Origin of the sequence: Ruminococcus sp. CAG:330 (genome assembly GCF_000437175.1) — a bacterium.
GTDB lineage: Bacteria > Bacillota > Clostridia > Oscillospirales > Ruminococcaceae > Ruminococcus_C.
The window spans coordinates 2,396-28,573 of record NZ_FR898050.1; the positions used below are offsets into that span (position 1 = coordinate 2,396).

General features: G+C 57.4%; 22 protein-coding genes (1 of these 22 running past the window's edge). 9 read left to right on the forward strand and 13 right to left on the reverse strand.

All coding sequences use genetic code 11. The features are described 5' to 3' along the window. From QZL66_RS06105 to QZL66_RS06125, 5 genes are all read left to right on the forward strand, one after another. Nucleotides 1-2,650, forward strand: the 3' portion of a protein-coding gene (locus QZL66_RS06105; RefSeq protein ID WP_293601908.1) for a DUF5696 domain-containing protein. It extends 149 nt beyond the left edge of the window; only the last 2,650 of its 2,799 coding nucleotides appear in the window; its start codon lies off the left edge, out of view; its stop codon occupies nt 2,648-2,650. 2 nt (nt 2,651-2,652) lie between these two features. Then, the gene (locus tag QZL66_RS06110; RefSeq protein ID WP_022410847.1) at nt 2,653-3,546 is read left to right on the forward strand and encodes a carbohydrate ABC transporter permease; all 894 of its coding nucleotides are present in this window, start codon (nt 2,653-2,655) and stop codon (nt 3,544-3,546) included. A 13-nt stretch (nt 3,547-3,559) separates the two neighbouring features. Then, nucleotides 3,560-4,591: a carbohydrate ABC transporter permease gene (locus QZL66_RS06115; protein ID WP_022410848.1), complete on the forward strand. Its 1,032-nt coding sequence runs from the start codon at nt 3,560-3,562 to the stop codon at nt 4,589-4,591. Between the two features lie 502 nt (nt 4,592-5,093). Further along, nucleotides 5,094-6,986: a hypothetical protein gene (locus tag QZL66_RS06120; protein ID WP_022410849.1), complete on the forward strand. Its 1,893-nt coding sequence runs from the start codon at nt 5,094-5,096 to the stop codon at nt 6,984-6,986. A gap of 104 nt (nt 6,987-7,090) precedes the next feature. Further along, a complete protein-coding gene (locus QZL66_RS06125; RefSeq protein WP_022410850.1) occupies nt 7,091-7,903 on the forward strand; it encodes an LPXTG cell wall anchor domain-containing protein in 813 nt (270 codons plus the stop codon). A gap of 189 nt (nt 7,904-8,092) precedes the next feature. Here QZL66_RS06125 and QZL66_RS06130 read toward each other — a convergent pair whose 3' ends face one another. The 4 genes from QZL66_RS06130 to QZL66_RS06145 all read right to left on the reverse strand — a co-directional run bounded on the left by QZL66_RS06130 (nt 8,093) and on the right by QZL66_RS06145 (nt 12,029). Beyond that, nucleotides 8,093-9,322 (reverse strand): hypothetical protein, encoded by a 1,230-nt coding sequence (locus QZL66_RS06130; protein WP_022410851.1) that lies wholly within the window; start codon nt 9,320-9,322, stop codon nt 8,093-8,095. 194 nt (nt 9,323-9,516) lie between these two features. Continuing rightward, nucleotides 9,517-10,455 (reverse strand): AEC family transporter, encoded by a 939-nt coding sequence (locus tag QZL66_RS06135; RefSeq protein ID WP_022410852.1) that lies wholly within the window; start codon nt 10,453-10,455, stop codon nt 9,517-9,519. 115 nt (nt 10,456-10,570) lie between these two features. After that, nucleotides 10,571-11,155: a dipicolinate synthase subunit B gene (locus QZL66_RS06140; protein WP_022410853.1), complete on the reverse strand. Its 585-nt coding sequence runs from the start codon at nt 11,153-11,155 to the stop codon at nt 10,571-10,573. Then, nucleotides 11,136-12,029 carry a dipicolinate synthase subunit DpsA gene (locus tag QZL66_RS06145; RefSeq protein ID WP_022410854.1) on the reverse strand — a complete coding sequence of 298 codons (894 nt, stop codon included), beginning with the start codon at nt 12,027-12,029 and terminating at the stop codon, nt 11,136-11,138. Before QZL66_RS06145 ends, QZL66_RS06140 begins: the two co-directional genes overlap by 20 nt. A gap of 372 nt (nt 12,030-12,401) precedes the next feature. Between QZL66_RS06145 and QZL66_RS06150 the strand changes: the two genes are divergently transcribed. Beyond that, nucleotides 12,402-13,676, forward strand: coding sequence for an aminotransferase (locus tag QZL66_RS06150; protein ID WP_226944395.1), 1,275 nt, complete (start codon nt 12,402-12,404; stop codon nt 13,674-13,676). A 219-nt stretch (nt 13,677-13,895) separates the two neighbouring features. On the opposite strand, the gene QZL66_RS06155 is transcribed toward QZL66_RS06150, so the two are convergent. From QZL66_RS06155 to rsxC, 8 genes are all read right to left on the reverse strand, one after another. Then, nucleotides 13,896-15,497: an ABC-F family ATP-binding cassette domain-containing protein gene (locus QZL66_RS06155; protein ID WP_022410856.1), complete on the reverse strand. Its 1,602-nt coding sequence runs from the start codon at nt 15,495-15,497 to the stop codon at nt 13,896-13,898. Nucleotides 15,498-16,116: 619 nt separating this feature from the next. Continuing rightward, a complete protein-coding gene (locus QZL66_RS06160) occupies nt 16,117-16,521 on the reverse strand; it encodes a hypothetical protein (protein WP_022410857.1) in 405 nt (134 codons plus the stop codon). A 205-nt stretch (nt 16,522-16,726) separates the two neighbouring features. Further along, nucleotides 16,727-17,797 (reverse strand): RnfABCDGE type electron transport complex subunit B, encoded by a 1,071-nt coding sequence (locus QZL66_RS06165; protein WP_022410858.1) that lies wholly within the window; start codon nt 17,795-17,797, stop codon nt 16,727-16,729. Between the two features lie 12 nt (nt 17,798-17,809). Then, the gene (locus QZL66_RS06170) at nt 17,810-18,394 is read right to left on the reverse strand and encodes an electron transport complex protein RnfA (protein ID WP_022410859.1); all 585 of its coding nucleotides are present in this window, start codon (nt 18,392-18,394) and stop codon (nt 17,810-17,812) included. After that, complete coding sequence (rsxE, locus tag QZL66_RS06175) at nt 18,391-19,056, reverse strand: electron transport complex subunit RsxE (RefSeq protein WP_022410860.1); 666 nt, start codon at nt 19,054-19,056, stop codon at nt 18,391-18,393. The genes QZL66_RS06170 and rsxE overlap by 4 nt, the downstream gene beginning before the upstream one ends. After that, the gene (locus QZL66_RS06180) at nt 19,053-19,622 is read right to left on the reverse strand and encodes an FMN-binding protein (RefSeq protein ID WP_022410861.1); all 570 of its coding nucleotides are present in this window, start codon (nt 19,620-19,622) and stop codon (nt 19,053-19,055) included. Before QZL66_RS06180 ends, rsxE begins: the two co-directional genes overlap by 4 nt. Then, complete coding sequence (locus QZL66_RS06185; protein WP_022410862.1) at nt 19,615-20,622, reverse strand: RnfABCDGE type electron transport complex subunit D; 1,008 nt, start codon at nt 20,620-20,622, stop codon at nt 19,615-19,617. Before QZL66_RS06185 ends, QZL66_RS06180 begins: the two co-directional genes overlap by 8 nt. A gap of 15 nt (nt 20,623-20,637) precedes the next feature. Continuing rightward, nucleotides 20,638-21,924, reverse strand: a complete 1,287-nt coding sequence (rsxC, locus tag QZL66_RS06190; protein WP_022410863.1) for an electron transport complex subunit RsxC — start codon at nt 21,922-21,924, stop codon at nt 20,638-20,640. A 382-nt stretch (nt 21,925-22,306) separates the two neighbouring features. Between rsxC and QZL66_RS06195 the strand changes: the two genes are divergently transcribed. Genes QZL66_RS06195 through QZL66_RS06205 form a run of 3 tightly spaced genes read left to right on the forward strand, consistent with a single transcriptional unit; the run spans nt 22,307 to nt 24,593 of the window. Then, nucleotides 22,307-22,924 carry a histidine phosphatase family protein gene (locus QZL66_RS06195; RefSeq protein ID WP_022410865.1) on the forward strand — a complete coding sequence of 206 codons (618 nt, stop codon included), beginning with the start codon at nt 22,307-22,309 and terminating at the stop codon, nt 22,922-22,924. A 45-nt stretch (nt 22,925-22,969) separates the two neighbouring features. Next, nucleotides 22,970-23,890: a hypothetical protein gene (locus QZL66_RS06200; protein WP_022410866.1), complete on the forward strand. Its 921-nt coding sequence runs from the start codon at nt 22,970-22,972 to the stop codon at nt 23,888-23,890. Then, nucleotides 23,775-24,593, forward strand: coding sequence for an RluA family pseudouridine synthase (locus QZL66_RS06205; RefSeq protein WP_293601907.1), 819 nt, complete (start codon nt 23,775-23,777; stop codon nt 24,591-24,593). Before QZL66_RS06200 ends, QZL66_RS06205 begins: the two co-directional genes overlap by 116 nt. A gap of 127 nt (nt 24,594-24,720) precedes the next feature. On the opposite strand, the gene QZL66_RS06210 is transcribed toward QZL66_RS06205, so the two are convergent. Continuing rightward, the gene (locus tag QZL66_RS06210) at nt 24,721-25,596 is read right to left on the reverse strand and encodes a dockerin type I domain-containing protein (protein ID WP_022410868.1); all 876 of its coding nucleotides are present in this window, start codon (nt 25,594-25,596) and stop codon (nt 24,721-24,723) included. Nucleotides 25,597-26,178 lie beyond the last annotated feature (582 nt).

Genomic DNA, 26,178 nt, shown 5'->3' on the forward strand with positions numbered 1-26,178 from the left:
ACCGGCTGACGGAGAGGAAACCGCCGAGGAGGCGACCCGTTCCGAGGCGCAGGAGGAAATTACGATTACAGCAGCGCAGGTCACCCAGTACATGGAGAAAAAGAACGCCTGCGACGGCATCACCTTCTACAGCCGTCCGGAGGACTATGAGGACACCATCTCCGACGAGGACGTGGTGGATCTGCTGGACGACATCGGGCTTGCCGGCATCGACGACGAAACCGGCGAGGTGGTCTGCACCCTGGAAGAGGAGGACGACACCAGCGACTTCGTGATCTTCCTCAGTCCGGAGGGACGCTGGCTGGTGTACATGGACACCGATTACCAGAAGGTCATTCAGGTGCGCCAGATCGTCTCCCTGCTGGACAGCGAACTGCTCTTCCAGTCCAGAGATCACAAGACGCTGGAGCTGTACAGCAAGGACTACGACGAGGTGGAGCGCAGCTATACCTCCGACGGCAAGGCAAAGGACGGCCAGGTCACCTACACCAACGAAGACGGCTGGCAGGTGGTGCTCTCCGATACCTGCGATGCCGTGATCTCCTCGGCACGGTTCGTCACCGAGAACGACCGGCTGGCGCTGTATGTGGACGATGACCGTGCAGTCATCGGACTGTACGACAAGACAGCGGAAAAGATGTGGTGGTCTACGCCGGAGAACGTGGGACACGATAAGCGTGCCACCAACACCATCGTGAACGACCTCTCCTCCTCCCTGCGCATGGTCTACGGCGAACCGGATGCGAGAAGCACCACCACGCTCCGCTCCACCGGCGACGGCAAGGTCAAGGTCAAGGACACCGGCGACGGCGTGAAGATCACCTATCGCTTCCACAAGGCGGGCATCACCATTCCCGTGACCTACACGCTGGAGGATGACTACCTGGAAGCACGCATTGAAACAGACGAGATCGAGGAGGAGGACACCTCCCAGACCGGCAAGCTGGTCACCTCCCTCTCCCTTATGAGCAGCTTCGGCGCAGCCTCCGATCAGGAGGACGGCTATTTCGTCATTCCCGACGGCAGCGGTGCGCTGATCCGCTATAACAACAGCAAGACTAGCGCCAAGAGCTATACCGGCTATGTCTACGGCACCGACCTGACCGCCGTGCCCCTCCAGCAGCCCGCTGTGACGGAGCAGGTGTACCTGCCCATGTACGGCATTGTCAACAGCGACAGCGCCATGATGGTGGTGTGCACCGAGGGCGACTCCAACGCCAGGCTCACCGCCAGCGTCAGCGGACAGTCCAAGAGCAGCTATAACGTCTGCGGATTTGACTTCACCCTGCGGGACTCCGACTCCTACGATATGTCGGGGGACAACTCCACCGCCCTCACCGTCTTTGAGGACGGCGACATCAAGACCGATGCCGTGGCGCTGCGGTACTACCCGCTGGAAACGGAGGATACGCCGGACTACAGCGACGTGGCAAACGCCTACCGGAACTACCTCACCGGGGAGCAGGGCGTGACCTCCACCGTGACATCCGCCGATGCCGGTCTGTACCTGAACCTCTACGGCGGAACAGAAAAGGAGAAGTCCATTCTGGGCATTCCCGTGACACTGAAAAACTCCCTCACCACCTTTGCGCAGGCGGAGGACATCCTCACGGACCTGACCGCAGACGGCGTTTCGCCGGAGGACATCCGGGTACAGTACTACAACTGGACGAATGCCGGCATCACCGGCAAGGTGGATCTCAAGGCAAAGCCCGCCGGCTGTCTGGGCGGCAAGGGCGACTGGGAAGATCTCATGGACTACGCCGGCAGGAACAGCATCACCATCTATCCGGCAGTGGACAACCAGACCTTTGCCTCCGGCAGCGGATACTACACGTTCACGGACACCACTGTCCGCATCTCCGGTTCTTACGCCCGAATCTATCCGTACAATCTGGCATACGGCAACCAGAGCGGTGCGGAGAAGCCCCTTTCGCTGCTCTCTCCGGCGGCGTTCTCCGAGATCTATGAGAAGCTCACCGGAAACTTCACCAAGAAAAACCTCTCCGCAGTTTCGCTGGGCAGCATGACCTCCGCCCTCTACGGCGACTACGGCAAGAAGGAGATCTGCCGGGACAAGGCACAGGAGATCCTGACCCAGTCCTACCAGCAGATCACCGATGCAGACATCGCCATGCTGGCGGATACGGCAAACGCCTATGCGCTCCCTTATGTGCAGGAGCTGACCGATGTGCCCCTCCAGTCCAGCGGCTACGATGTGTTTGACGAGGACATCCCGTTCTATCAGATGGTCATGCACGGGCTGAAGCCCTACGCCTCCACCGCCGTCAATGCCTCCGCCACACCGGAGGAAACCGTGCTGCTCTCCATTGCAACGGGCAGCAGCCTGCACTATGACATGATCGGCGAGGAGACCAGCGAGCTGAAGGACACCGTGCTGGACGGACTGTACTACGCCGGCGCAGACGACTGGAAGGACAACGCCGCCCAGTCCTATGCGTTTGCCAAGACAGTGACCGCCGGACTGGGTGACCAGCAGATCACCGGCTACGTGCGGGAGGGCGACGTCATCACCACGACCTATGAAAACGGCGCCGTGACCGAGGTCGATCTTGCAGCGCAGACCGTCACCGCAGACGGCAAAACCTATGCGCTTTCTGAGTATGTCGAGGAAGGGAGTTGGAAGTAATCATGAAAATGGCGTATGAAAAACGAAAGAGCATGTACGGCTACGGCTTCATTGCACTGTGGTTCGTGGGCGCACTGATCTTTTTTCTGATTCCCGTGGTGGAGTCACTGATCTATTCCTTTCAGGAGATCGCACCGGACACCGGCGGCATGGTCGGCAAATGGGTGGGGCTGGACAACTATAATTATGCCTTTAACGTAGACCCGAACTACCGCCAGTATCTGGTAAAGGTGCTGGAGGAAACCGCATGGAAGACACCGCTCATTCTGGTGTTCTCCCTGTTCGTTGCCGTCATCCTGAACCAGAAGTTCAGGGGGCGCACGTTCTCCCGTGCGGTATTCTTCCTGCCGGTCATCATTGCCACAGGCCCGGTGTATAACATCATCAACGGCAACCTCCAGAGCACCGGCAACAGCGATGCCAGCCAGTTCTCCACCATGTTCTCTACCGATCTGCTGGGCGAGCTGATGGAATTCCTCGGCATCTACGGCATCTCGGACGGCGTCCAGACCACCATCGAAACAGTGTCGGACAACATCTTCGGCATCGTCTGGAACTCCGGCATCCAGATCCTGATCTTCCTCGCCGCCCTCCAGAACATTCCGGTGTCCGCCAAGGAGGCGGCGCAGATGGAGGGCGCAACGGCATGGGAATACTTCTGGAAGATCACCCTGCCCTATGTCAGCCCCATGATTCTGGCGTGCTTTATCTTCACCATCATCGACTCCTTCACCGACCCGAACAACGTGGTCATGGGACGGATTCTGGATCTCCAGTCCGACTGGCAGTACGGTCCGGCATCGGCGATGGCGTGGGTATATTTCGCCATCGTCCTCGCTGCCGTAGGCATCATTACCGCAATCATCAACAAATTCGTGTATTACGAAGTCGAATAAGGAGGTGGCAAACATGGAAAATGTCAAGGGTGCAACACCCGTTTCTTCCCCCAAGGATGACGCCGAAGTGGGAAACGGCATGAGCAAACGTGAGGCACGCAGAATCCGCATGCGGAGCATGAACAAATCCGAGATCGCCTACATGCGCCGCAAGCGGGTTTTCGAAGCGGTCTGGCCGTTCTTCCGATTCTTCATTCTGTTCGGTCTGTGCTTTGTCATCCTCTATCCCCTGATCTATATGATTAGCTGCGCATTCCGGGATTCCGCCGATATGAGCGACCCCACGGTCATGTGGATCCCCCGCCACCTGACGCTGGAGGTCATCAAGGAGACCGCCGGTGTCATGGACATCTGGAAAACGCTGGGGACGACCCTCCTGCTGAACATCGGCTGTTCGCTGGTACAGGTCGCCTCCTGCGCACTGGCAGGCTACGGCTTCGCCCGCTTTAAGTTTAAGGGCAAGGGTCTGCTCTTCGGTATCGTGGTCATGATGATCCTCGTGCCGTCCCAGATCATCGCCATTCCCCAGTACATGCTGTTCCGGCACTTCGGTCTGTTCGGGCTGGAGGTCAACCTTATCAACTCCAAGCTCTGTATGTACCTGCCGGCAGCCATGGGCAACGGCATCCGTGCCGGACTCATGATCTTCATCTTCCGCCAGTTCTTCAAGGGACTCCCCAAGGAGCTGGAGGACGCTGCCTATCTGGACGGCTGCGGTCCGCTCCGCACCTTCGTACAGGTCATGATCCCCAACGCATCCTCCTCGTTCCTGACGGTCTTTCTGTTCTCGGTGGTGTGGTACTGGAACGACTACTATGTCAGCTCCACCTTCTTCACCAAGAACCAGACCATTGCGCTGATGCTGAAAAACCTGAGCACCCTGCTGTCCCAGCAGCTGTTCAATAACGCAGATGTCAGCCCCAGAGAACAGATCGTGTGGATGGAGGCGGGCTGCCTGATCTCCATTCTGCCCATCCTGATCATGTACGTCTTCTTGCAGAAGTACTTCACCGAGGGCATCGAACGCTCCGGTCTGGTCGGCTGAGGCGATTCGTCCCAAAAGCGCACCCCCACAGGGTTCTCCTGCGGGGGTGCATGGTTTCCCCAAAAGTCTGCGGCACTGGTAGAAACGCACAAACGGGGTTGTTGAAAACCTGTTGAAAACTTTTCCCAGCCGTTCCGCGGGCTGCCAAAATCGACGGAAAAGCCTGCTGCTGTCCCGCCGGACTCGCTGAAAATTGTGAAAAAGCTACAAAAACGGGCATGATATTCCCCAAAGAATTTTAAAAAAGTTAGTCGGATGGGCTTGACACGGGCGAAATAATATGTTAAAATACACTTGTAAATTATTTATAAGACCTTTTGCGGGTACTTGTAAATATTCATTTCTTGCCGCTGAACGGCGGCACACACCGGCTGCGGCGTCTGCCGCAGAGTTTCATATCAGCAATGTGAACGGGGTGCGCCGTATCCGCCATGTATCGTATCTGCCCAAATTGACGGACGGCAATACAAACAAAATTCTTACAGAGAGAGGTAAAAAGAGAATGAAGAAATTTAACAGAGTTCTCGCTGCAGCTATTGCAGTACCGGTGGCTATGGGCCAGGTACTGGCAATCTCCAGCTCCGCAGCAGTAAAGCCGGATGCAGCGCAGATCACCGCAGACAAGCTGCTGTATGTAAATCCGGAGTCCGAGATCAAGGACGGCAAGCAGGTTTCCGACTGGAACACCCGTATGGCCGGCTATGTAAAGGATGTAAACGGCGAGTACAGCGTTGACGCAAAGAGCATCGTGGAAGGCCTGTCCGGCACCGGCAAGTACACCAGCCTGGTAAAGGATATCGTTTCTGCTTCTGCAAATCCGACCCTGACCGTCAAGGACGGCGTTTTCACCGTTTCCGGTGACGCTGATCTGAGCGCTTACATGGTTCCGCAGATTCAGGACAAGCTGAACGAGCTGGGCGTTGACTACACCGTAGACGCTTCCATCCTGAAGACACACTACAGCTTCGTTGTTTCCACCGATCTGGAAAACAGCAAGGAAGCTACCGTAACCGGTTCTATCACCAACGACAAGAACAACACCGCTTACACCGTTTCGGCTTTTGACGAGTACCTGAACGCAGTGGTTGCTGATCTGTCTGCACAGGTACAGGCTGCTGTTCCGGCTGCTGATGTTGCACAGTTCAGCAAGATCCTGGGCGAGGCTGCTGCAAACTACAGCAGCTACACCGAGCTGACCAAGGCAATCGCAACAAAGTCCTTCGAGGAAACTTCTTATGCAAATGCCGATGCAGTGGTTGCTGCAATCGTTGATTTCGCTGCAAAGAACGGCTTCGAGTCTGCTGCAAGCAAGCCGAAGACTGTTGACGGTCTGGTTGCTGCATACGGCAGCTACTTCGACAAGGGCATCAGCGCAGTAAACGACGTTCTGACCCAGAGCGATGCAAACGTAAAGCTGAGCATCTCTGCTGCTGACATTGCCGCTGTTCTGAACGAGGGCACAAACTTCAAGGCTAGCGCAACCAATGGCGCATATGACCTGACATTCGAGATTCCGGACGCTGAGCAGGACGCTGTCAAGGCTTACGTTGCAAAGCAGAATCCGGATAAGGAATTCGTATCTTTCGACACCGTAAAGGAAGTTGAAGTTACTTTCGCAACAACCGGTACCGTTTCCTTCGATGTAACCCGTACGGTAACATACGAGCTGAAGGATAAGGAAACCACCACTACCACAACATCGGATACCAATACCACCACTACCACAACTACTTCCGGCAGCGGTGAGACCACAACCACTTCCGGCAGCGGTGAGACTACCACCACTTCCGGCACTGGCGAGACTACAACCACTACTTCTACCGACATCATCCCGATGAAGGACATCGAGAGCATCTCTGTTGAGGTTGGCGAGGGCGTATACAACAGCGAGGAAACTTCCTTCGATGCTTCTGAGCTGATCGTATCTGCTGTTGCTACCCTGAAGGATGGCACCACCAAGGATCTGGATGCAAGCTACTTCGGCTTCCTGCAGACTCCGGCAGATGTTTACACTGCTCCGTACTACAAGGGCACAGTTGACATCTACTACATTGGCGATGCTGACAAGACCGCTCTGGAAGACAAGCCCACTGTTGCAGTTGCAATGAAGGGTGACACTCAGCTGGACGGCGACGTTGACATGGACGATGCATTCGATACCCTGCAGTACTATTCTTCCAGCGCAGCCGGCAAGACTGTAACCTTCACCGACGGTTCTGACGAACTGCTGGAGAAGCTGGCATTCTATGTAAGCGACATCGACACCGAGTCCAAGGCTGGCAAGAAGACGGAAGATGCTGAGATCTCCATGGATGACGCATTCAACATCCTGCAGTATGTATCTTACAGAGCTGCTGGTAAGGACGTTGTATGGTCTGACGTGATCGGCAAGTAAGCAAATCCCAATTCCCAAATTCGTGCGTTGTTACTGTGTCCGGCGTAAGGTGCATATTGCGCCGGGTGCATAACATAGATTTATTTTTGAAAGGAAATAGAAAAATGAAAACTACATTGAAAAGAACAATGGCAGCTCTCTCTGCTGCTGCTATCGTAGCTACATCTGCTGCTGTTCTGGCTGTTCCGACAAGCGCAGCTGGCGGCACTGCAACCATCGGCACTGTTGAAGTAACTGTTGAAGAGGCTAAGGCTGGACAGATCAAGGTTCCGGTAAGCGTTGACAACAACTTCGTAAAGCTGTCTCTGGGCGCTGAGTGGGACACCAGCGAACTGGACTGCACTTCCATCAAGTGCAACTCCAGCAGCCTGGCTCTGAAGTTTGCTTACTCTGAGGCATACGACTTCGCATGGCTGCCGTTCCTGAGCACCGACGCTGACCGTGACGGTAACGTTCTGGCTTACGATACTGCAAACGGCGCAACTGTTGCATACCTGATCTTCGACATCAAGGATGCTGACATTCAGCCGGGTGACGTTTACACCATCACTGCAGCTGATACCGGCCGTGACGGCACAAAGGCACAGTTCGAGAACGTAAACGGCGACGGCGGTCTGACCACTGCAGTTTCCGGCGCTATCGTAGTTAAGGGCGAGCCGACCACCGAAGAGCCGACCACTGAGGCTCCGGTTGTTACCACCGAAGCTCCGGCTGTTACCACTGCGGCTGCAACCACTGCAGCTCCGAAGGCTACCACAACCGCTAAGGCTGCTACTCCGGCAGCTACAACCACCAAGAAGGCTGCTGCTGCTTCCACTTCTTCTCCGAAGACTGGTGACGCACTGCCGATCGCTGGCGTTGCTGTAGCTGTAGCTGTTATCGGCGGCGTAGCTCTGGTTTCCAAGAAGAGAAAGTAAGAGTTAACACAGAGTAATCTGTTTCGCAACTGAATTGTGCGCAGTTTCTGCGCCACGCATGAGGGCACTCCCAAAGGCATCCGCCAGAGGGGGTGCCCTCGTTGCGTTTTCGATGTTTTTTGAGCCTGTTCCCGCAAAAAAAACCCGTCTCCGGCGATGCCGGAAACGGGTACACAGCAATTCAGATTCTCAGCTCAGTCCGCCTCGCCGGAAGAATCCCTCCTGTACGGCGTAGATACAGCCGCACAGGAAGCGGTAGCGCTCCTGAATGGGGCTGAGGGACACGGTATCGGCGAAAGTATCCTCGGTGTACTCCCGCAGGTACGTCTGCACCTGTTCCAGATTCCGCTGGGTGAAGCCAAAGCCGTGGAGACACACGCTGTCGCTGAAATAGGCACAGCGGAGGTTATTCAGCAGCAGGCTGAACTTCGCCATGATCTGTTCCGTCACCGGAATCAGCGCCACGTCCTCCTCCGATGCCGTCAGCAGGGAGGCCAGCGTGACCTGCGTCAGGTCGCCGTCTGTGAGCTGGTATAGCGCCGGTGTCTGCGCCTCGGAGAATACGGCGGAAACGTCCTTCTGGATGGCGCTGAGGGATAGTTCTGCACGCACACTGCCACGGGGATAGCCCTCTGCCTCTCTGCCGTCCGGCACAACGATCATATTCTCCACGTAGTACCGGCTGCTGCAAATGTCATGGAGCGGTTCTGCGCCCTGCATGGGGATGGCGTAGAAGTGGTTGTCCCCCCAGTGCAGGAAGAGCTGGCGGTTGCTGATGACGTGGTTCCGTGCCTGATGCTGCACCCCTGCCATGGCGAACTGCGTCACGGCGCTGCCCAGATAGATGGTGGTGTTGCAGCGGTCTGTCAGAAGGCGCTGGAACAGGGGGAACTGCAGCACGCCGTCCTCGGTGGTCTCGCCGTCCAGCTGCTGCCACACAGCGGGCATCACGCCGATGCCGATGCCAATGAGGTTCTTCGAGGTGAGGCAGCTGTTTTGCAGCATGGTCTTCGCCGTGGAGGCAATGACCCCTGCCGCATATTCCGCCGTCAGATTGCCGCCGTGGATGATAACCTTCTTGTCCATGGTCTCCAGATTCAATGTGGTCAGTCCGACGGAGATCTCCTTTTCATCTACGTACACGCCCAATGCAAAGCGATACGTTGCATTGATGTCCAGCAGGATCTTCCGGCGTCCCTTCTTGACTGCCGCACCGGGTTCTACCGGCTCCTCGCCGATCTCTTCCAGAATGTGCTGGGAGATCATTTCATTGGTGATGATGGTAACCGCCGCACGGGTGATTTGCAGTGCCGTGGAGATATCCACACGGGAGATCGGCCCCTGTTCCCGTACTACACGCAGGATCTGCATGCGGTTTCTCCGCTTGAGATCCAGTTTACTAATGCCACAATCGTTCATGACGTTCTTCCTTTTCTTTTCAAAACATATCCGACCATCCCGTTTCCGGAACAATCGGATTCTTGCCTCCGGTTTCTCTCACGTACCAATCCAGAGGTTCTCTTATTTATTCATTTTATCACAAATTTTTACGAATTGCAACAGAAAAAGTGCCAAATCCGATAAAATTTACACCGTATACACATTCCGGCAGGTCACGCCGACACCAGTTCCAGCAGCGTGGTAAACAGCTTCACCACCGCCGGCATTGCCGCCATGGACAAAATCGTTGTCATGGCAAAGATGCCGGAGGCGTACACGTCGTTCATGCTGTGCTTCTGGCACTGGAGCGTGCACATCGCCGCAGAGGGCGCTGCCATGAGCACCAGCACCACCGTCCGCACCTCCATGGGGATAAAGGACAGGGGCAGGAACAGCAGCGTCAGCAGCAGAGGAATGCCCAGCAGCTTCACGGCGCTCACGTAGTACACCCGTGGGGTGCGCACCGCCTGCAGCAGGTTGGCCTGCGCCACGCTGATGCCGGAGGCGACCATTGCCATGGGCGTATTCAGCCCCGCCACGTAGTCAAAGGTGGTTTGCAGGATTCCCGGCAGCTGGATGCGGCAGAAAAACAGCACCAGTCCGATGGCAATGCCGATCATGGTAGGAGAGCAGAACTTTTTCAGGAGGGCACGGCGGTCGTGCTGTCCGGTGAGGAGCATGATGCCGTGCGTCCACGCAAAGCAGAAGAAGATGGTGAGGAACGCCGTGGCGTAGAACACCCCCTCGTTGCCCAGCAGGGCGCTCGCCAGAGGGATGCCCATGAAGCCGCAGTTGCTGTAGATGACGGAGAAGCGCTCGATCTCCGTCTCCCTGCCGGCTTTCCGGCGAATCAGCAGGTACGCCGCCGTGATCGCCACCACGTAGGAGATTGCCGCAATGAGGAACGTCCACAGCATATTCACCACCAGCCGGAACTCGTACTCCACCTCGGAATAGGCGTTCACCACCAGCACCGGCGTGACGATCTCCAGCACAAAGCTGGAGAACTGGCGGCCGCCGTTCTTGTCCACAATTTTCGTGCGGTAGGCGATGATGCCCACCAGATTCAGCAGCAGCATGATCGCCGCCTGCTTCAAAATGATCCATGCCATTGATGCATTCTCCCCGTTTCATCCGCATATTTCGTCCAGTCACAAACAGGTGGAAACCGAGCTGTCGATTTCCACCTGCTTTTTAGTATACCATAAGATTGTTAACGGTTTGTGTCTACGAGAAAAACACAGGCTGAATTTGTTTTCCGTCCAGCGCAAGGGACACGGTTTCCGGCAGCTGTTCGAAATCCGCCACCAGGGAGGCGGGCTTCTCCGCCGGCGCATCCTGCCGCAGGGGCACGAAATAATAGTGCTTGGTATTCATCAGCAGCCCGATATTTTTCGCCGAGCCACGCAGGGCATCGTTGGTGGCGAGCGCCAGCACCACGGGTTTTTGCCGGCGCAGCATGGATTTCACCGCCATGGTCGCCGTGGTATCCGTAATGCTGTGCGCCAGCTTTGCCGCTGTATTTGCCGTACAGGGTGCCACCGCCAGCACATCCAGCATGGACTTCGGGCCGAGCGGTTCCACCTCCGCAATGGTGCGGAGCGCTTTTTTGCCGCAGATCTCCTCCAGCTCTGCCACACGCACCGCCGCCGTGCCAAAGCGTGTATCCATGCCGGCGGCGTGCTCCGAGAAGATCGGCGTCAGCACTGCGCCGGACTCCCGCAGGCGTTTTGCCTGTGCGAAAGCGGCGGAAAAGGTACAGAACGAACCGGTGACCACAAACCCGATTCGCTTACCTGTCAGATCGTTCATGGGCGAATCCCCTCTCCTTGAGAATGTTGCAGATGGTGTCCGCAATGATCTCGCCCGCCGTCGCCGGTGCGACTTTTGCCGGAAGCGCTAGCGCCAGCAGTGCCGGAATCCCCAGCCGCCGTGCCGCCGCAAAATCCGTGCCGCCCGGACGGGATGCCAGATCGATGATCAGGCTCTCCGGCGGCATCCGGCGCAGCACCGGCTCCTCCAGCAGCAGTGCCGGAACGGTGTTATACACCAGATTGCACTGCGCTGCCGCCGCTCCCAGTTCCTCCGGCGGCACGGCCCGGCAGCCATGCATTTCCGCCAGCGCACGGCTCTCGCAGCGGCGGGCGCACACCGTGACCTCCATCCCGAGCGCACGCAGCCGAGGTGCCAGCGCCATGCCGATTCTGCCGTACCCCACCACCAGCGCCCTGCCGCCGTGCAGGGTCGTGGGCATCTGCTCCATGGCGGTCTGGATGGCGCCCTCCGCCGTGGGGACGGCGTTGGCAAGGCACAGCTCCTCACGGCCGAGATAGTCCTCCACCTGCTGCGCCCCGAACTGCGTCCGCACCGCCGGACTGCACTTCCCGCCCAGCACCAGTGCGCCGGACTTCGTGCCGGCCGCCAGCTGCGCCAGAGGAATGGGGGACGACCCCAGCGGTGCGGCAACGGTTTCGCCGTCCGCACTCGCCGGAATGGGCAGCACCAGCAGATCGCAGGGCGCTGCGGGAACGCCCTCCGGACACCAGAGCACGCCGGAAACCTTCCGGTGCTCCGGCAAAACGCCCAGCACGTGCACCTCCGCCTCCAGCCGCTGCGCCAGCCGTGCCGCCGCATACTGCTGCCGCCGGTCGCCGCCGGCAAACCATATCACATATTTGGATCTCATCACTGTCCCTCCGCTTCTGCGCTGTATGCGCTCTTGCCACATTCTATGCGGTGTCAGGGGGAAGCGTTCCGGGGGAGCAGTTTCACGGCGGACACAGCACAGACCGCAAACTCCTCTCATAACTTAGAAGAAAACTTTTTTACAGAAGTCCGACCGTCCCTTTTTCGGGGGATCTGCCGAAAAACCCCCGGACAAATGCCGAAAATATTAAATTTTGTTTTTTCTGCAAGAACACTTGCACTCCAGGGAAAGATGTGTTATAATATTGATAAGGCCGCGTGCCGTACAACACGCATGATTTCCGGACGCCATTTCGCCGTCCCAATCAATTTATGCAAAGGAGTAGGCTCCAAAGAGCCGAGTGTGAGAGCAATGAGAGTATCAGAGATGAATCGGGAAGCACTGGAAGCATTTCAGGCGCAGTGCCAGAAGGAATATGCTGCATTTCAGGCAGAGGGTCTGAAGCTGGATATGTCCCGTGGCAAGCCGGCGCCGAAGCAGCTGGATCTGACCAACGGCATCCTCACCTGCCTGTCGGAAGAGGACTATCGGGCAGAAAACGGTCTGGACTGCCGCAACTACGGCTGTCTGGACGGACTGCCGGAGGCAAAGGCATTCTTTGCACCTATGCTGGGCGTAAAGCCGGAGGACGTGATCGTCTGCGGCAACTCCAGCCTGAATATCATGTACTGGGCAATGTCCCTCGCTATGACCAACGGTGTGATGGGCAGCAAGCCGTGGGGCAAGTACGACAAGGTAAAGGTGCTCTGTCCGGTTCCGGGCTATGACCGCCACTTTGCAGTCAGCCAGTTCCTCGGCATGGAGCTGGTAAATGTTCCCATGAAGGAAGACGGGCCGGATATGGACATCGTCGAAAAGCTGGTGGCAGAGGATGACACCATCAAGGCGATCTGGTGCGTGCCCATGTACTCCAATCCGGGCGGCGTGGTATACAGCGACGAAGTGGTAAAGCGTTTCGCAGCCCTGAAGCCCAAGGCAAAGGATTTCCGCATCTTCTGGGATAACGCATACTGCGTACACCATCTGGTAGACAATCCGCCGGTACAGGCAAACCTGCTGGAAGAGGCAAGAAAGGTTGGAAACGAGGATATCTGCTATATGTTCGCCTCCACCTCGAAGATCACCCATCCGGGTTCCGGCATTGCCATGATCGCAGCCAGCGAGAACAACCTGAAGTACCTGAAGAATGCGCTGGGCTTCTCCACCATCGGCTACGATAAGCTCAACCAGCTCCGCCACCTGCGTTTCTTTGGCGGCAAGTTCGAGAATCTGGTAGCGCACATGAAGAAGCACAAGGCTCTGATCGCCCCGAAGTTCCGGATCGTTGAAAACACACTGGAGCGGGAACTGGCAGATCTGGGCATCGCCAGCTGGTCGAACCCCCAGGGCGGCTACTTCATCTCCTTCAACCAGAAGGGCTGCGCAAAGCGCATTGTCCAGCTGTGCAAGGAGGCAGGCGTAGTCCTCACCGGTGCCGGCGCATCCTTCCCCTACGGTGTCGATCCGGAGGATGAGAACATCCGTATCTCCCCCACATTCCCCACAGAGGAGGAGCTGCAAAAGGCAATGGAAGTGTTCGTTTGCAGCGCAAAGCTGGCAGCCGCAGAGCAGGCACTGGCAAAGTAAACAGCCGGCGAGGCGCTCTGCATACGTTTGCAGGGACAGGCTGTGCCGTGTCCGACGATTTCACACAACAATAGCAAAGAAAAAAGGGACACAGGTGGCTGTGTCCCTTTTGGTTTATGGTTGATTTTGAAAGATGGGAAAACGTTTACAAGCGGACACGGCACGCCGTGTCCCTACAATACAAAAAATGTTTGTTTCCAGTAACTCAGCAAAGCCGTCTTACTTCCCGTTCTCCTTCTTCCACGCCAGATACTCTTCATACGTTCCCTGCCGGTCGATGCAGCCCTCCGGTGTGATCTCGATGATACGGTTCGCCACGGTTTCCAGAATCTCGTGGTCGTGGGAGGACAGGATGACAACGCCCTTGAAGTTCACCAGTCCGTTATTCACGGCGGTGATGCTCTCCAGATCCAGATGGTTGGTGGGTCTGTCCAGCAGCAGCACGTTGGAGTGGAACAGCATCATGCGTGCAAACATGCAGCGCACCTTTTCCCCACCGGACAGCACCTTGACCGGTTTGTAAATGTCATCGCCGGAGAAGAGCATCCGTCCCAGAAAACCACGCAGATAGGTTTCGGTCTCGTCTGCGGTGGAGTACTGCCGGATCCACTCCAGAATGGAGTCGTCGTTGTCGTTGAAGTAGGCGGAGTTGTCCACCGGGAAGTACGAGGTCGAGGTGGAAACGCCCCACTTGAACGTGCCCTCGTCCGGCTGCTCCTCCTCCATGAGAATCTTGAACAGCATGGTGATCGCCTGTTCGCTCTCGCCGATGAACGCCACCTTGTCGGTGCGTCCCAGGGTAAAGCTGACGTTGTTCAGCAGCTTCACGCCGTCCACGGTCTTGGAGATGCCGCTGACCTGCAATACCTCCTTGCCCAGCTCCCGGTCCATGTCGAAGCCGATGAACGGGTAGCGTCTGCTGGATGCCGGCAGCTCCTCCACCGTCAGGTTGTCCAGCAGCTTCCGGCGGGAGGTCGCCTGCTTGGACTTGGACTTGTTGGCGGAGAACCGTGCGATAAAGGTTTTCAGCTCGGCGATCTTGTCCTCCACCTTCTTGTTCTGCTGCTTGATGAGGCGCTGCATCATCTGGCTGGACTCGTACCAGAATTCGTAGTTGCCCACGTACATTTTGATCTTGGTGTAGTCGATGTCCACAATGTGGGTGCAGACGTCGTTGAGGAAGTGGCGGTCGTGGGATACCACGATGACCGTGCCGAAGTACTCGGACAGGAAGTCCTCCAGCCATGCGATGGCGTCAATGTCCAGATGGTTGGTCGGCTCGTCCATGAGGATGATGTCCGGATTCCCGAACAGCGCCTGCGCCAGCAGGATCTTCACCTTCTCGTTGCCGGACAGGTCTGCCATCTGCTGATAGAGCAGCTCCTCCGACAGTCCCAGCCCCTGAATCAGCTTGGAGGCGTTGGACTCTGCCTCCCATCCGTCCAGCTCGGCAAATTCCGCCTCCAGCTCCGAAGCCAGAATGCCGTCCTCCTCGGAGAAATCCTCCTTGGCATAGAGGGCATCTTTCTGCTGCATGATGTCGTAGAGCCGCTGGTTTCCCATGATGATGGTGTCCAGAACGGTGTATTCGTCGTAGGCGAAGTGGTCCTGCTTGAGGACGCTCATGCGGAGGTTCTTGGGAATATTGACCTCGCCGGTGGTGGGCTTGAGCTGTCCGCAGAGAATCTTCAGGAATGTGGACTTTCCGGCACCGTTGGCACCGATCACGCCGTAGCAGTTGCCGGCGTTGAATTGGAGATCGACGTTTTTGAAAAGCGTGTCGCCGCCGAACTGGAGGCTGACATTGGAAACTGTAATCATGAAACTGTCCTTTCTGTTCTGAGGTTGTTATCAGTATACCATGAATCCGCCGAATTTGCAAGGGGGCATGCAAATCCATTTTTATGAGAGCCTCCCCTGAAAGGGGAGGTGGGCGGCGAAGCCGCTCGGAGGGGTCTTTGTGAAACCTTTTGTATTTGTTTTGAATTTCCCAAATGGACCCCTCAGTCAGTGCTGCGCACTACCAGCTCCCCTTTCAGGGGAGCCTTATTTTTCTTTTTTGTGATATGAAATGATTTCCCCGCACGCCAAAAGACACAAAAAACGCCCCACGGGGTAAATGGGACGTTTTTTGCTATGATATAGGGATTATTGGGGATTCCGCTCCGCATCGGGGTGTACACGGAGCGGTTAGAGGATGTTACATGCTCTCTTTGAGCATGGTTCTAGTATACCGGATGAATGTGTTCGTTTGGTGAAACTGGCTTGAAAACGGACTGAAAAGCATGCGAATAGTCCGTGAGAGATCGTTCGCAATTTTCTCCCGCCAAAACCGCAAAAGCGCACGGCTCTGACACCGTGCGCTCCTGCAAATTTGAAAGGAAAGAAAATTTCAAGGGGGATTTTGTCCTGTGTCCCTGCCGTACCGCAGAGCACAGGTTCAGGAACGCTGTGCGTTCTTGCCGAAATTGCCGCCGGGTGCGCCGGAGGGCGGATCGCCTGCCGGCATGCCGCCGAATCTGCCGGACATGCCGCCGCTTCCGCCGTTTGCCGTGACGGACGTGCCGCCGGAGATCGTTCCGCTGGTGCCGAAGCCGTCCTCGTTGAGGTCGCCGTCATAGGTGTCGCCGGTGACATTGTCCTGGAGTGTGGAGAGGGATTCTGCGCTGGCGGTGTTCTTTTTCGAATCGGTTTCCTTGGCGCTGGTGTCGGAGGCTGCCGTGGTAATCTGGGTGGATGTGCCGGAATCGGCACTGGAATTGGTATCGGATGAAGTGCAGCCGGTGCAGGCAATGGCAGCAGCCATTGCCATGCCCATGGCCCAGGCGAAATATTTGTGTTGCATAGTCTGCACGCTTCCTTTCGTTTTTACTGCCCCGTGTTGCGATGGATTCATAGTGGTGGTATTTCCTTTATCATAGAGTCCCCAAATCCCGTTCTTTTTCTGTAAGATAAGTATCGCATTTGATTGTGCAAATCCGGTGAAAATTCTGCGTGCACCGCCTAAAATTCCGGGGAAAACCGAGGGATTTTTTGGATGATGATAAAAATTATCGTGCAGGAACAGAACGATTTCCGGAAACTGACTCTGAAAAGGTTGCTTCATGTATCATGTAGGGACACGGCGAGCTGTGTCCGCAGATTCTCCATAACAAAGAGAAGGAAGAGTAAAGGCTCCCCTGAAAGGGGAGCTGGCAGTGCGCAGCACTGACTGAGGCCGGTGCAGCGGGCTTTTCTGCAGGCTGCTCCACGGGCTTTGCGGGAGCTTCCGCAGGCTTGGCTGCCGGTTTTGCAGCGGGCTTTGCCTCCGGCTTCGGGGCAACGACCCTGGGCTTGCGCAGGTTCTCGATGCACCCTCTGGGGCACTCCTTGGCGCACAGACCGCAGGACTTGCACTTGTCGTAGTCGATGACCGGATAGGCGTTCTCCACGATGATGGCGTCGAACTTGCAGACCTTCTCGCACTTCTTACAGCCGATACAGGAGTTCTTGCAGGACTGCATTGCCACCTTGCCCATATTGCGGGAGGAACAGCGCACGTCCACCTTTTTCTTCTCCGGCCGCAGCTCGATCAGCCCGTTGGGACAGACCTTGGCACACTTGTTACAGCCCACGCACTTCTCGGTGCAGAAGGTTGCGATGCCGTTCTGGATGGAGATGACATCGTTTTCACAGACGGAAACGCAGTCCCCCATGCCCAGACATCCGTAGGTGCAGACGCCGGTGCCGCCGTAGAACCGCTTGGCAGCCGTACAGGTCTGCACGCCGTCGAAGCGGAACTTGCGGGCGGTGGCATCACAGGTGCCGTTGCAGTGCAGCACGGGAACGACACGCTCTGCCGCCGTGACGGAAACGCCCATGATCTCGCCGATGGCAGAGGCTGCGCCGGCACCGCCCGGCACGCAGGCGTTCATGGGTGCGCCCTTGTTGACAATGGCGTCCGCATAGTCCGCACATCCGGCATAGCCGCAGGCACCGCAGTTGGCGCCCGGCAGCTTCTCCGTGATCTCAGCAGCACGCTCGTCCACCTTGACGGCAAACACCTTGGATACGATCACCAGAAGCACGCCGAACAGAATGCCCATGGCGATGAAAATCAAAATCGGATAAATATATTCCATGACACACGCTCCTTACTGTCCCAGACCGCCAAAGCCCAGAAAACTCATCGATACGATTGCCGCAGCGATCAGCGTTGCCGGCACACCACGGAACGTGGAGGGTGTCTCCTCCTCGGCATCGTCCACACGGGAGCGCACGCCGGAGAAGATCACCATTGCCAGCGCAAAGCCCAGTCCGGAGAACGCCGCATTTACCAGCGACTGTCCGAAACTGTAGCCGTCGTCGATGTTCATGAGGGTAACACCCAGCACGGCGCAGTTGGTGGTAATCAGCGGCAGGTACACGCCCAGCGTCTTATACAGCGGCGGCATCAGCTTCTTGATGACCATTTCCAGCAGCTGTACGAATACGGCGATGACCAGAATAAACGCCACGGTACGCAGATACGTCAGCTCCAGCGGCTTCAGGATCAGGTGGTAGATGGGATAGGTGACCAGCGAGGCGCAGACCATGACGAATACCACGGCAGCACCCATGCCGATGCTGGAATCCAGCTTCTTCGAAACGCCCAGAAACGGACAGCAGCCGTAGAACTTGGACAACACGAAGTTGTTGGTCAGGACGGCGGCGATGATAATTGCAACATACGTACTCATGCTTCTGCCTCCTCATGCTTTGCGCCGCACACCGCCGCATTGGGGCAGGATGCGCAGCCGATCTTCTTCGGCGGCTTTTTCTTGGTCAGGCAGCATACCACAGCGATGATGACGCCAAGCACGAAGAAACCGCCTGCCGGCATGACAAACAGGGTGATGGTGTGGTTTGCCATGCCCGGAATTGCCAGCCCGAACCATGTGCCGCTGCCCAGGATCTCACGGACACTGCCCATGAGGAACAGCGCCAGCGTGAAACCCAGACCCATTCCGGCGCCGTCCAGAATGGAGGCGAGGGGGTTGTTCTTGCAGGCAAACATCTCCGCACGTCCCAGAATGATACAGTTTACCGTGATCAGTTCCAGAAACGCACCCAGACTGGTATACAGCGCCGGCACAAAGCCGTGCACCAGAAACTGGATCAGCGTCACGAACGATGCGATGATGACGATATAGCACGGGAGCTTGACCTGCTGGGGAATGAACTTCCGCAACAGGGAGATCACCAGATTGGAGCAGATGAGAACGAACATGGTGGAGAGTCCCATGCCGATGCCGTTAAATGCGCCGGTGGTAACTGCCAGCGTGGGACACATACCCAGCAGACCCACCAGCGTGGGGTTTTCTTTCAGAATACCCTTGGTAAATTCTTTTCCATAGTTCATGCGCCGAGCACCTCCTGATTTGCGCCGACTGTGTCAAGGGCACAGTCCACGGCAGCTTTCATTCCCTTGGAAGAATAGGTGGCACCGGTGATGCCGTCCACGCCGTCCACTGCGGCAGTGTCCGACAGCCCCACCAGATTGTCCACCAGCAGCTCCGGATTGGACTGTACTTTTGTGCCCAGTCCGGGGGTTTCCGAGACGGTGACAAACGAGATGCCGGTGACGGCACCGTCCCTGTTCACGCCTACGACCACCTGTAAACCGCCCTTGTTATAGCCGTCTGCGGTGATGAGGACAGCAGCCTGTCCCTTTTCATCCATGTACAGCGCCGTTGCCGCAGCACGGTCGTTGTCCTCCGGCGTGAAGTCCGGAATCTCCGTAAAGGTTCCGGCATCCGGCAGCTCCTGAAGGCTGTCCTGAATGGAGGCAGCCTCAGCGGCTGCGATCTTGTCCCTGGTCACGCTGTTGGCGAGCACCAGCAGTCCGCAGCAGACGGCGCAGATCAGCGCCAGCACCAGCGGCGGGATGACCATGGTTTTTGCAGAAGTTTTTGCGGTATCAGCCATTGTCCTTTGCCTTCCTTTCTGCCGGCTTTGCGCCAAGCGGTTTCGACACCGTGAAACGGTCGATGTACGGCGTGAGCAGGTTCATCAGCAGGATGGAGAACGAGCAGCCCTCCGGCATGTTGGCAAATTCCCGGATGACAAAGGTGAGCACCGCACATCCCAGACCAAAGACGAGCTTGCCCTTTTTGGTCATGGGCGTTGTCACATAGTCGGTCGCCATGAAGAATGCGCCCAGAATGACACCGCCGCTGAGCAGCGCATACAGCACATCGGTCATTTCGCCGCCGGTCGCCAGCGTATAGATCAGTTCCAGCACAGCCAGACCGCCCAGATATGCCACAGGAGTGTGCCACGAGATCAGACCCAGCACCAGCAGGAATGCCGCACCGATGAGCAGCGCCAGCGCAGAGGTCTCGCCCAGCGAACCGCCCACGTTGCCCAGAAACAGATCCAGCAGGCTGGCATCCCGTGTCACGAGGGGCGTTGCGCCGGTGACGGCATCAATGGCATCTATGCCACGGTTGGAGGAGAACATCTCCAGCACGGTGCTGTCCCGGTAGTAGAACGGCTTGACCCATGTGGTCATGTCGCTGGCGAAGGACAGCAGCAGGAACACACGGCCGGTGATGGCGGGGTTGGCGAAATTACAGCCCAGTCCGCCGAACAGCTGCTTCACCACGGCGATGGCAAAAATACAGCCGATGGCAGCCTCCCACAGGGGCAGCGTTGCCGGCAGATTTAGCGCCAGCAGAACGCCCGTCAGAATGGCGCTGCCGTCCGAGATGGTGACTTCCTTTTTCATCAGCTTCTGACAGACCAGTTCGGTGAGTGCGCTGAACACGGCACAGAATACCACCAGAAGCAGAGCACGGGGGCCAAAGACAATGGTTGCCGCCACGATTGCCGGCACCAGCGCAATGACGACCAGAAACATGATCTTCCGGGTGGTCATGGCGCTGCGCACATGGGGTGACGGAGAAACCGTAAATAATGATGACATCGTTTCTCATCCTCCTTATTTTTTGATGCTGTTCATATAAAAGCTCTTGGCGAGCTGGTTGGTCTCTGCCACCGGACGCTTTGCCGGACAGGCATAGGTGCAGCAGCCGCAGTTCATGCAGAGCGTGACCTTGTGTGCGCCCAGTGCCTCCGAATCCTTCTGACGGAATGCCTTGGCGATCTCCGTGGGCATGAGCCGCAGGGGACATGCCTCCAGACAGCGTCCGCAGTGGATACAGGCGGAGGGCTTGGTGTCCAGAATCTTCTCAAATGCGAGAATGGCGTTGTTTGCCTTGAGAATGGGGTCTGCCACATCCGGAATGCAGATACCCATCATCGGGCCGCCGTACAGCAGCTTCTTGGCACGCTCCAGATCGCACTGGGCGAATGCCAGCACATCCTTAACCGGTGTTCCCATGGGAACGACCACGTTACAGGGGTTGCCGATGACATCGCCGTCCACGGTGAGCATCCGCTCCACCAGCGGCATGCCGGTTTTCAGGTAGCGGCTGACGAACGCAACAGAGGAGACGTTCATGACGATCACACCCTGATCGGCGGGGAGCTGTCCCTCGCCGACGATTCTGCCCAGCGTATTATAGATGAGCACCTTTTCTGCGCCCTGGGGGTAGGTGGTGGGCAGTGTCTCCACCCGAATCTCCGGATGGGAGGCAGCCTTTTCGGTGAGGATGCGAATGGCCTCGGGCTTGTTTGCCTCGATGCCGATGACTGCCTTAGGGATCTCCAGCCAGCGCATCACCTGCAATACGCCGTCCAGCACCTCGTCCGGTGCTTCCACCATCTGGCGGTAGTCGGAAGTGATGTACGGTTCACACTCGGCGGCGTTGATCGCCAGCGTGTCCACCTTCTGCTTCGGGGCAAGCTTCACGTGGGTGGGGAAGCTTGCGCCGCCCATGCCCACCAGACCGCTCTCCCGAATGGCCTTGAGGAAGCTTGCCTTGTCGGTGACCTCCGGCGGCTTCACGTCGGGACAGACCGTCTGCTGGCCGTCCGTGGCGATCTCCACCATGGGGCAGGTTCTGCCGTTGGACATCCGGTAGGTGGTGATTGCCTTTACCGTGCCGGATACGCCGGAGTGGATAGGCACTGCCATAAAGGCGTCGGTATCTCCGATCTTTTGTCCCACCTGCACCGTATCCCGCGGCTTCACCACCGGCGTACACGGCGCACCGATGTGCATGCTCATAGGAATCCGCACCAGTTCCGGCAGCGGAAGCTTTTGGGATGCGCAGTCCTCCGTGTTCTTATGGTGATCCAGACGGACACCATGTAGTTTCTTCATAAGATCTCTCCTTTCTCTGAGGATGCTTCTGTTTCCTCAGCCATAGAGCCGCAAAAACCGGCTCCGTGTCCCATAGAGTCCGGCGGCGCACCGAAAAAATTTCCGGCGCTGCCGCAAAAATCACTTTTCTTTTTGGAGAAAATGTGATATAATAAGACCTGTGTTTTTCCGGTGTTGGCGCTGCGGAAAACCGGCAGTATTTCCCGCCGGAAACGGCACAGCGCAAGACCGCAAAAACCTCTTTTCATTATAATCCATCTGCGCTTTTTTGTAAACAGAAAACAATTGTTTTTTTTGAAACCAATTTATTTCTTTTTCGGCATTTCACACAATAATGTGTTGACTATCCGATCATTTTATAGAACATAGGAGGAGTTATTCCATGAAAGGCTATCGCATCAGCGTCATCCGCCACGGCAGAACGGCAGCAAACGAAAAGGGCATTTACATCGGACGGACGGACTATCCCCTCTCCGACCGGGGCAGCGCCGAGCTGTGCAACAAGATGGACGAATTTGTCTATCCCAATGTGGCACGGGTGTATTCCAGTCCTCTGCTGCGCTGCCGGGAAACGGCGGAGATCCTATTTCCCGACACCACTCTCCAGACCGTGGACAACCTCATCGAGATGGACTTCGGCGATTTCGAGGGAAAGTCGGCGGACGAGCTGGTACAGAAAGAGGAGTTCCGCACGTGGCTGAAAGGCGGCCCCGATGCCCGTCCGCCCAAGGGCGAGAGTTTGCAGGAGGTGCAGCTGCGCATCTTCAAGGCGCTGCGGGAGATCATCCGGGACATGATGCAGGAGGATCTGCTCCACTGCGCCGTCATCACCCACGGCGGCATCATCTCCACCATGCTTGCCGGCTTCGGGCTGCCCAAGATTCCGGTGCAGCAGCTGCAGTGCGACTTCGGCGAGGGCTATGACATCCACGTCACCGCCGACCTGTGGCAGCGGTCGCAGGCGTTTGAGATTCTGGGCATGACCCCCTATCAGGCATAAATTCCGGAAACGTTCCCATACTACCGGAGAAGGGAGGATGGGAACATGGAACTTTTCCAAGGCGACCGCTATGCAAGGCAGCTGCTGCGCCGGCACCGCCGGCTTCGGCGGGATTTCTGGGGGCTGGTGCTGTTGCAGCTGCTGTTCTGGCTGACGGAGGGCACGGCAGCGGTGCTCCTGCTGCGTCTGCTGGAACGCCCTGCCGGCGCACTGCTCACGGAATCTGTGCTGGTCTGGCGGCTGGTGCAGGGAGTGTGGTACGCCGTTTCCCTGCCCCTGTCCGTGTGGTGCCGCTGGACGGTGCGGCTGCGTGTGACCCAGTGCTCCGGCATGGGCGGCAACGGGCTGCATGTGGGCGGGCGAGCCGTTTTCCTGTCCCTCCTGTGCACCCTGCTGCGGACAGCGGCGCTGCTGCCCGCAGCCCTGTTCCTGTCCGGTGCGTACCATCTGGCACGCATGGGGACGGCACACGCCGAGAGTGCGCCGTGGCTCTTCGGGAGCATGCAGTGTGTCGTGGCGGCGGTGGTGTGTCTGCTGCTGTGGGGCTATCTCTGTCTGGGACTGCTCTGCGTGCCGTATGTCTGGTTTGCTGCGCCGGACATGCCCTGCCGCAGGGTGCTCTCCACGGCGCTCCGCATCATGCACGGCAACCGAAAGGCACTGCTGGGGACGGCGGCGTGGTACGCCGCAGCGATGCTGCCCGTGGTGACCATCCCCCATATGCTGCCCCGTGCCGGAACGGCGCTGGTCTGCTTTTTCAACATCCGTGTCCGGCTGTTTTTTCAAGAAATGGAGGTGATTTCCCGTGCCGCAGCCCCTTGTCTTCCCTGTGGAGGGGATCGACCGCAGCATGACGCTGGAACAGTATCTCCGCCGATTCCGAAACGTGTCCCGCCGGACGCTGGTGCGGCTCAAGCGGATTCCCGGCGGCATCTGCTGCAACGGCGTTCCCGCCCGCACCGTTGACCCCGTTTCTGCCGGCGACTGCATCACCCTGACCGAGCCTGCTGCCGAACACACTCTCCCGCCCCTGACCACGTGCACCGTGCCCATTCTACAGGAAACGGCGTCGTGGATTCTCTACGACAAGCCCGACGGCATGCCGGTGCACCCCTCCCATGGGCACCGCACGGACACGCTGGGGAATGTCTTTGCAGCGGCGCATCCAGAGCTGCCCTTTCGTCCGGTCTACCGGCTGGACCGAGACACCAGCGGCATCTGTCTGGCGGCGAAATCCGCCTACAGTGCGGCGTTTTTGCAGGGCAGGGTGGAAAAGACCTACCTCGCACTGGTGTGCGGCACATTGCAGGAATCCGGCACCATCTCCGCCCCCATCGGCAGAGCCGACGGCTCGGTGATCCGGCGCTGTGTCCGGCAGGACGGCAAGTCCGCCGTGACTCACTACCGTCCCCTGCGACAGGACGGGACGTACACCCTTACGGAACTGACGCTGGAGACCGGACGCACCCACCAGATCCGGGTCCATATGGCATCGCTGGGCTATCCACTGGCAGGCGATACCCTGTACGGCGGAAGCACCGCCCACTTCTCCCGCCACATGCTCCACTGCTGCCGTGTCGCCTTTCCCGATCCGGAGAGCGGCGAGCGCATCACGGCGGAGTGCCCGTTTCAGGCGTGCGAGGCGTATTTTGCAGCGGCAAAAATATGAGGAGGAGATTCCAGCGGTAGGAATCCCCTCCTCTTTTTCGTTCACTGTTACAGGCGCTTATGGTTTTTGACGCAGTCACCGGCAAAATCTGCCGAAAAGACGTGCGGAAAAGATGCGAAACAGGCGCTTATGCCAGCACCCGCTTCAAAAATTCCGGAAAGCTCTCCTGTCCGCCGGCTGCGGTCTTGGAGTAGTATTGCAGCACCAGAAATGCGTCGTCCAGCGACACAGCGCCGTCGCCGTCCACATTGGCTGCCTTTGCCTCCACGTCTGCCGGCGGCTGGCTGCCGGCGGCCACCTTGGAATAATAGGCGAGGATGGCGAAGGAGTCGTCCAGATCAATGTTGCCGTCGCCGTTCACATCCCCCAGCGTATAGGGTGCCCAGCGCAGTTGCAGCGTGGTGGCGCAGGACGCTGCACCGCCGATGAGAGTGGTTTTGCTGTCCAGCACCGTCACGGCATCCTCGGTCTCCTCGCTGTAGACCACGTCGTAGGAATAGGTGGTCTTTCCGGAAACACCGGTTTCATAGCTGTTGTCCGCAATGACCACGTTTGTGTCCGCATAGGTCACATCATCCGAGGCGCTCAGGGAAACCGTATATGCCGAATTGTACGTATTTTGCAGAAAATCCCGCTGGTACACCGGCAGCGGATTTTCCCCTTGATCCTCCGACTTTCTGCACTCCGACTGGTTCACCGGAAAGACGTAAGTCGTGCTGTCCGAGTCCTGCACGGGGGCGATCTCCATATCGTAGTAGGTTTCGTTGCCCTCTCTGGTCTTGTTGATGATGGTCACCTGTACCGGATGGTCGTGCACGGTGACAGCGATCTGTCCCGTGATCTGGCTGGCCGGTATGGATTTTTTCACAAGAATCTGGCTCTTCTCCACCTGCACCACGGAGGTTCCGCCGGCGGTTTCCTCCGCAGATGCCCCAAACGGCATGGCTGCCGTCAAAGCGAGCATGATGCCGGCGCAGCAGAGCGCAATGTTCTTTCGTATCATCTGGCTACATTCCTTTCCCATTTTTGGTTCACAGCAGGATATGCTGTTGCGTTGCCTCTATTATACCGGATTTGCGGGGATGTGTCAAGGAAATCGGGAGAAAGGGACAGGGTTCGTGGGGAATTGCGGTTTTCGGCGGGTGCAAAACTGCCCTCTCCAAGAGATAAAACTGCGGACACGGCTCGCCGTGTCCCTACAAAATCGTAAAAGCAGATAACAAAAAGCATCGTGCAGAAACGAAAAGATTCTGAAAAACTGTTCCCGAAAAGGCTGCTCCAGCTGAGCGCAGCTGGCGAGGAGCAAACTTGTAGGGACACGGCGTGCCGTGTCCGATTCGTTTGCCTGAAACAAAATGGGAAAACAGCTTTTCGAGGGTGGAACGTTTTCAACGGAATTTCCCCTGACACAAATTGGCGGACACGGCTCGCCGTGTCCCTACTCAAATTGTGGAGTATCATAGGCTCCCCTGAAAGGGGAGCTGGCAGTGCGCAGCACTGACTGAGGGGTTTCTGCAAATCATCCATTGCATAAAAGATTTCACGAAAGACCTCTCCACCGCCTAACGGCGGTCCCCCTCGTACT

Bases quoted from the DNA above. Each gene is read 5' to 3' on its own strand.
- QZL66_RS06205 (WP_293601907.1), top strand. From the start codon at position 23,775: ATGACGCTGGAACAGTATCTCCGCCGATTCCGAAACGTGTCCCGCCGG.
- QZL66_RS06120 (WP_022410849.1), top strand. From the start codon at position 5,094: ATGAAGAAATTTAACAGAGTTCTCGCTGCAGCTATTGCAGTACCGGTG.
- QZL66_RS06150 (WP_226944395.1), top strand. From the start codon at position 12,402: ATGAGAGTATCAGAGATGAATCGGGAAGCACTGGAAGCATTTCAGGCG.
- QZL66_RS06125 (WP_022410850.1), top strand. From the start codon at position 7,091: ATGAAAACTACATTGAAAAGAACAATGGCAGCTCTCTCTGCTGCTGCT.
- QZL66_RS06180 (WP_022410861.1), bottom strand. From the start codon at position 19,622: ATGGCTGATACCGCAAAAACTTCTGCAAAAACCATGGTCATCCCGCCG.
- QZL66_RS06155 (WP_022410856.1), bottom strand. From the start codon at position 15,497: ATGATTACAGTTTCCAATGTCAGCCTCCAGTTCGGCGGCGACACGCTT.
- QZL66_RS06160 (WP_022410857.1), bottom strand. From the start codon at position 16,521: ATGCAACACAAATATTTCGCCTGGGCCATGGGCATGGCAATGGCTGCT.
- QZL66_RS06200 (WP_022410866.1), top strand. From the start codon at position 22,970: ATGGAACTTTTCCAAGGCGACCGCTATGCAAGGCAGCTGCTGCGCCGG.
- QZL66_RS06170 (WP_022410859.1), bottom strand. From the start codon at position 18,394: ATGAGTACGTATGTTGCAATTATCATCGCCGCCGTCCTGACCAACAAC.
- QZL66_RS06185 (WP_022410862.1), bottom strand. From the start codon at position 20,622: ATGTCATCATTATTTACGGTTTCTCCGTCACCCCATGTGCGCAGCGCC.
- QZL66_RS06210 (WP_022410868.1), bottom strand. From the start codon at position 25,596: ATGATACGAAAGAACATTGCGCTCTGCTGCGCCGGCATCATGCTCGCT.
- QZL66_RS06140 (WP_022410853.1), bottom strand. From the start codon at position 11,155: ATGAACGATCTGACAGGTAAGCGAATCGGGTTTGTGGTCACCGGTTCG.
- rsxC (WP_022410863.1), bottom strand. From the start codon at position 21,924: ATGAAGAAACTACATGGTGTCCGTCTGGATCACCATAAGAACACGGAG.
- QZL66_RS06130 (WP_022410851.1), bottom strand. From the start codon at position 9,322: ATGAACGATTGTGGCATTAGTAAACTGGATCTCAAGCGGAGAAACCGC.
- QZL66_RS06135 (WP_022410852.1), bottom strand. From the start codon at position 10,455: ATGGCATGGATCATTTTGAAGCAGGCGGCGATCATGCTGCTGCTGAAT.
- QZL66_RS06110 (WP_022410847.1), top strand. From the start codon at position 2,653: ATGAAAATGGCGTATGAAAAACGAAAGAGCATGTACGGCTACGGCTTC.
- QZL66_RS06165 (WP_022410858.1), bottom strand. From the start codon at position 17,797: ATGGAATATATTTATCCGATTTTGATTTTCATCGCCATGGGCATTCTG.
- QZL66_RS06115 (WP_022410848.1), top strand. From the start codon at position 3,560: ATGGAAAATGTCAAGGGTGCAACACCCGTTTCTTCCCCCAAGGATGAC.
- QZL66_RS06195 (WP_022410865.1), top strand. From the start codon at position 22,307: ATGAAAGGCTATCGCATCAGCGTCATCCGCCACGGCAGAACGGCAGCA.
- QZL66_RS06145 (WP_022410854.1), bottom strand. From the start codon at position 12,029: ATGAGATCCAAATATGTGATATGGTTTGCCGGCGGCGACCGGCGGCAG.
- rsxE (WP_022410860.1), bottom strand. From the start codon at position 19,056: ATGAACTATGGAAAAGAATTTACCAAGGGTATTCTGAAAGAAAACCCC.